Here is a 6,338-nt window from a genome sequence, read left to right on the forward strand (position 1 = left end):
TACGGTTTGATGAGGAGGGGCTGGGTCATACCAGCCTTTTACTCTAGTAAATTTACCGTAGGAACAGGGGGCACACCATGAAAAAAACACCGATGATGCTACAGCTGGCATTGATTCTATTCTGTATCATGGCCATTCCGGCAGCGATCTTGACGTGGTATAGCGGGGCACAGATCATAGAAAACTCAGAGACAGCCATCGGTGAATCCGCACTTGCCGGTCTGAATGCCAACCGCAAGTTAAATGAGAATGCACTGGCCAATCTCGCCCAGGATACGGCGCGTCTGGCTGCAACCAATATATTTGATCGCATCCGCAGCTTCGAGACGTATGACGAGGTGAACGCAAGCTACACTAATGTGACCAAGGCCTTGTCTGTGATGAATGAACTGCTGAACCTGAACCGCCGTGTAGACGGCGTTTATTCCTCATACTTTTATCTGAATAACTCCGATTATGTTATATCTACAGACAATGCGGTTACGAAGCTGGAGCGGTATGAGCAGGTGGGCTGGACAACCGAAGCTCTGGCAGGCCAGAGAGGAATCAGCGGTGTGTGGGTACCCCGCGTGCTGGGCTCAGGGGATCATGTGGTGTCTTATGTATACCCTCTCAATCGTCTCTCCTCCACGACGGACGGATTGATTGTCGTCAATATGCGGGAGAGTCAGATCGGCAAATATCTGAATACGGCAGAGGCCGGGGACGGCCATTCCCTGCTCCTTGGATCTGATGGAAAAGTAATATCACACAGTGACAAGTCGCTGCTGCTCACCGACGGCTTTGAGCAGCCCTTTCTACAGGAAATTCTAGGTCAGGATTCAAGCGAGGGCTATACGTTCCGCGAGCTGGACGGCAACCGGATGGTTTACGCATGGAGCCGCTCGTCTTTGTCCGGATGGTGGAATGTAAGCTGGAGCTCGATGGATAAGCTGATGACCAAATCACGGGATATGCAGGGGAATATTATTTTGCTTACCGGAGCCATTATTGTGCTGGGAACGGTACTGGCGGTCTTTCTCGCTACCTGGATGTCCAGACCACTCCGGCAATTAGTCCGGATGATACGCTCGAAAAACAATCTTGAGGTAGTCAATAAGAATGAGCTTGCCTTTCTGAATGTGGCGTTTAAGCGGATGCAGGAGGAGGAGGAAGGCCTGTTCCAGCTGCTGCAGGAGCGCGAACAGGACACCCGCAGCTTCGCCGTTCACCGCCTTTTGCGCGGAGAGATTCCGCCCCGGATTACGGAGATCTTCCCTGAGGTCTATTACAGAATAGCTGTGGTCTCCATCGACCAGTACAGAGTGTACGTTGGCAATACGAATCTGGAGACACGCAGCTACCACGGATACCTGCTCAATGCGAAGTACGAGAGCCTGTTCCCGGAGGGGGTTCTGGCCCGTTCAGTCTATCATAGTGACGGCTGTATTGTAATTGTAATGAACTTTGCTCCGGGCGGGGATGAGCAGAGTTGTGACCGGATCCATCAGGCGCTGGACAGAATCCGGGAGGAGTCGCTTGAGCTGTTGGGGCATTCGGTCACGATAGGGGTAAGCGGCTTGGCAGATGCACCTGAAAGGGTAGCCCAGCGGCTGTTCGAGGCGATGGAATTGATTAAGCAGCGGATGATTAAGGGAGCCGGAAGCATGATGTACTGGCAGGACGAAGAGGAGAACAGCCGTAAATATATGGATTCCGAAAGCAGCGAGCGGCGGATTCTCAACTTCCTGGATGCAGGCGATCTGAACGGGATACTTAAGGAGCTTCAGGTCATCCGCTGCCAGATCGGTTCAGCAGAGAATATTTCCTACGATAACATTATGTTCATTTATCACCAGCTGCTGGGTGCGACGATCAAGCATCTCCGTGAGAATCATATCAGTACCGGAAGAATGATTATGGGGAAAGGCAACATCTACACTCTTCTGGCTTCGATGGATACACTGGATGAGCTTGAGGAATATTTGCACGGGTTCTTCCAAGAAATCGTGCAGGACCTGGACCGGGGTACCCGTGAAGCCAATCATGGGGAACGGATCATTCAATATTTGCAGGATCATTACCGTGAAGAAATTGTATTGAAGGATATGAGCCATGATTTTGGCATCAGCTACTCCTATATGCGCAAGATTGTGTATGACTTAACCGGCAAGAGTATGATTGATTATCTGAACCAGCTGCGTATAGAGAAGGCCAAGGAATTGCTGCTGGATACCGACCTGACGATCAAACAGATTGCGGCAGAGGTGGGCTACTTTAATGTACAGAGCTTCAACCGGTTTTTCCGCAAATACGAGGGCATGCCGCCGAGCAGCTACAAATCAGCCAAGACCAAAAGCTCTTAAGGGCCTGCTTCTGGCCGTAATTATTCCATTCACGACTCTTAATGAAAACGTTTTAGCCTATCATATTTGATCATATTGCTGCTGCGGAGGCCTTATAAACCGCGTGGTTGTCAGTTTTAATGGCCAGCAGCATTACTCATCGTATTCAAAACCGGCTAATGGAGATAGCATAGATCTCAGGCCGGTGGATGCAACTGGCACAGAGATAAAATGATGTAGGAGGTGAGACTTTGAAAGTTGCAAACGCTTCAAAGATAAATCAAAATGCTCTATTAAGAAAGAAACAGGGGCCCGGGTATTTTTTAAAGCGTGACTGGCAGCTCTATTTCCTGGTATTGATTCCACTGTCTTTTGTAATCGTATTCAAGTATCTGCCGATGACCGGACTTGTAATCGCTTTTAAAGACTACAAAATTGCAAAAGGCTTCTGGGGCAGTGAATGGGTGGGCCTCCAAATCTTCCAGGATATTTTCGCCAAGCCTGACTTTGCTCCTGCTGTCCGCAATACGCTGCTGCTGAATATTCTGGATCTGTGTTTCAGCTTCACGATGCCGATTCTGCTGGCGCTGCTGCTGAATGAGGTCAAAAGTATCCGGTTCAAACGCATCAATCAGACGCTGCTGTACTTGCCGCATTTCCTGTCCTGGGTCATTATCGGGGCTATCGCTTATCAGCTTCTTAGTGAAGGCGGCGGCGTGATTAACAATCTGATTGAACTGATGGGCGGTACCCGTGTTCCGTTCCTGCAGGAAGATACGAACTGGCTAATCAGCTATCTGGCTATCGGTGTGTGGCAGAGTATGGGCTGGGGCACGATTATCTACCTGGCGGCCATGAGCGGGATCAACCCGGAGATGTATGAAGCGGCTACGGTCGATGGAGCAGGACGCTGGAGAAAGGTATGGAATATTACGGTACCTTCTATCCGTGCAACCATCGTAACCCTGCTGATCATGAATCTGGGGAAAGTAATGGAGGGCTCGTTCGAGCGCATCTTCGCTCTGCAGAACAAGGCTACCACAGAGTACACAACAACCATACCGGTCCTGGTATACCGCTGGGGGATTGAATCCGGTAACTTCAGCCGGGCGACCGCGCTTGGATTATTCCAATCTGTTATCGGAATTATTCTTGTAATAACGGCAGATCGCGTCGCTAAAAAGCTCGGTGAAGATGGGATATTATAGAAAGGAGGGAAACCATGAGAGCATCAACAGTCCGTTCGGCCTCACTAAGTAAAGGACGTTTGGACATCTGGGATGTGCTGATCCGCTTTGTCTTAATTGTTGTTTCACTAATATGTCTGCTGCCGTTCCTGCATGTCGTGTCGAAATCCCTGAGCTCTGACTCCTTCGTCATTGCCAATAAGGTCTTTCTGTGGCCGCAGGGCTTCACCATCGAAGCGTATAAGAAAATCTTCGCGGATGTGCCGTTCCTGCATGTCGTGTCGAAATCCCTGAGCTCTGACTCCTTCGTCATTGCCAATAAGGTCTTTCTGTGGCCGCAGGGCTTCACCATCGAAGCGTATAAGAAAATCTTCGCGGATGCCAGCATCCTCCGTTCCCTGTACATCTCGGTTATTGTGACCGTACTGTTCACGATTCTGGGAATGATTCTGACGATATGCGCCGCGTATCCGTTGTCGAGAGCCCAGTTCAAGGGCCGCCGGGTCATCACCTTCATTTTCCTGTTCACGATGTACTTTAGTGGGGGGATCATCCCGGATTACATGAACATTAATAATCTGGGACTGATGGATACGATCTGGTCACTGATTCTGCCCTTGTCATTCAGTGCCTTCAATTTGCTGATTATGAAGACATCGCTAACGCACGGGATTCCGGTGAGTCTGGAAGAATCGGCGCGGATCGACGGTGCCGGTCATTTCCGGATTCTGTTCAGCATCGTCTTGCCGTTGTCCAAGCCGATAATGGCGACACTTGCCCTCTTCTACGCAGTTGGACGCTGGAATGCTTACCAGGATGCCTTGTTCTATATTAAGCATGAGACCTCCCTGCGGCCGCTGCAGCTCAAGCTGTATTATCTGGTCATTCAGGCGAGTGAAAGCTTCCAGCTAGAGGCCACTACAGTATCACTCAGCAACCCGGAAGTGCTTAAAGCATCCGTCGTGGTGTTTGCTACCCTGCCGATTCTCTGCGTGTATCCTTTCGTTCAGAAATACTTCGTGCAAGGGGTTATGCTAGGCGCCGTTAAGGAGTAGCCGTATGTTCCGCAAGCAGCAGTTAATAGCACTGGAAAATTAAAAATGGGGGAATTACGATGAACAAAAAAGGTTTTGCTTCATTAATGATGGTATCTGTCATGACAGCCGGCATGCTTGCCGGATGCTCCGGCGGAAATAATAAACAGAGTGCCGGAACGAACACGCCTGCAGCTTCCAGCAACCAGAGTGAGGGCTTTGCAGATTATTCACAAGGCTTTAAAGAGAAGGTTACGATTGATATTCCGGTCTATGAACGCGCTTTCGAGGGCTGGAATGTAAGTGATAACTATTACACCCGCTGGGTTCAGGCGGAGTTCGGTGACAAATACAATATCGATGTTAATTTTGTGCCTATCTCCCGCAGCAGTGAAGTAACCGATTACGAGCAGCTGCTCGCATCGCATAAGGCGCCGGACATTATTTTCCACTACGATATGCCTCAAGCGCTTACTTATTACGGCGAAGATGTGATGCAGGAGCTTGAACTTGCAGAAATAGAAAATTATGCTCCAACTTACTGGGCAAATCTGGGTGAAACGATCCAGCAATACGGTAAAGTGGACGACAAGAATACCTTCTTCTTCGCTGCACGTCCTGAAGCCGATAACTTCGTCAGTATCATCCGTAAAGACTGGGTGGAGCAGGTTGGCATGAAGGTGGAGGATTTGACCTCCCTGGAGAAGTATAATGAGATGCTGGCGAAATGGAAAGAAGCCGGACTTGGTGTGACTGCGGGGAATCTGATTAAGGACTTCTACAGCTATAACTATGCTTTCCGTGAATGGCCGGTGGATGAGGCATATCGTGCCCTGTATTCGGATGTAAGTGTTGCTGACTTCACCAGCGCCGATACCGAACGTTTCCTGCGCAATCTGAACTATCAGTACAATAACGGTCTCGTGGATAAAGAATTCTATCTGCGCAGCGATGATAACAAGATCAAATCTGAATTCGTTGCCGGCAAAACGGGTAACTACGCATTCTATCTGACCAACAATGCAGACGTCTTTGCAGCTACGCTGGCGAACAACCCGGATGCTGAATTTGCGGTAATTCCTCCGAATGCAATGGTGCCGGAAGGTTACAAGCCTCAAGGACGCGCTTACTGGCCGTTCGGCTTCATCATGGGCATCAACTATGAGACTTCGGATGAAGAGCGCGCTGCCGTCTGGATGTACCTCGAATGGCTGAGCCAGCCGGAGAACCTGTTCAAGTTCCAGAACGGTATTGAGGGCGAGAACTATACACTTGATGCTGAAGGCATTGCTGTGAAGAACCCGGATTACAAAGGCGAATCTGTCCTTTCCACCAACAACAATAAAGACTACTGGGGACTTGTAACTGAAATTGCGCAATATCCGGATGCAGAGAAAACCCTCCAATCGAATCTGCGTAACTGGTCACCGGCCGGTTATGAATATCTCGCCGAGGATATGGTGAAATACTACAACGAGGTTGCGGAATTCCGTACACCTGATGCCATGTTCAGTGTAGTGCTCGAAAAGGTTAATGAATACAAAGCGGATCTGAACTCGCTGTTCCAGGATCTGTATGTGAAGACCGTTCTGGCTCCGGAAGCTGAATTCGATGCAGCCTATGAAGATGCCAAGAAGAGCTTCCTTGATGCAGGATATCAGGAAATCCTTGATGAGAAGCAGGCAGCCATCGATGCGGGCCAGTTCCGTTAATTTGAAGTTATAACTTACAAAAGGAGCTGTTCCAAAAGCCATGAAATGGCTGCTTGGGACAGCTCTTTATTTTGGAGGCGT

Annotated in this window: 4 protein-coding genes; all 4 read left to right on the forward strand. The window is 49.4% G+C overall.

From position 1 onward, the window contains the following. Nucleotides 1-77 precede the first annotated feature (77 nt). The 4 genes from QW71_RS35730 to QW71_RS35745 all read left to right on the forward strand — a co-directional run bounded on the left by QW71_RS35730 (nucleotide 78) and on the right by QW71_RS35745 (nucleotide 6,257). Nucleotides 78-2,345 carry a helix-turn-helix domain-containing protein gene (locus QW71_RS35730; RefSeq protein ID WP_039310667.1) on the forward strand — a complete coding sequence of 756 codons (2,268 nt, stop codon included), beginning with the start codon at nucleotides 78-80 and terminating at the stop codon, nucleotides 2,343-2,345. A 230-nt stretch (nucleotides 2,346-2,575) separates the two neighbouring features. Beyond that, a complete protein-coding gene (locus QW71_RS35735; protein ID WP_039310670.1) occupies nucleotides 2,576-3,532 on the forward strand; it encodes a sugar ABC transporter permease in 957 nt (318 codons plus the stop codon). 14 nt (nucleotides 3,533-3,546) lie between these two features. Beyond that, nucleotides 3,547-4,566, forward strand: coding sequence for a carbohydrate ABC transporter permease (locus QW71_RS35740; RefSeq protein ID WP_235441651.1), 1,020 nt, complete (start codon nucleotides 3,547-3,549; stop codon nucleotides 4,564-4,566). Nucleotides 4,567-4,625: 59 nt separating this feature from the next. Further along, nucleotides 4,626-6,257, forward strand: a complete 1,632-nt coding sequence (locus QW71_RS35745; protein ID WP_039310673.1) for an ABC transporter substrate-binding protein — start codon at nucleotides 4,626-4,628, stop codon at nucleotides 6,255-6,257. Nucleotides 6,258-6,338: the final 81 nt, after the last annotated feature.

Origin of the sequence: Paenibacillus sp. IHB B 3415, from assembly GCF_000802655.2 — a bacterium.
GTDB lineage: Bacteria > Bacillota > Bacilli > Paenibacillales > Paenibacillaceae > Paenibacillus_AQ > Paenibacillus_AQ phytohabitans.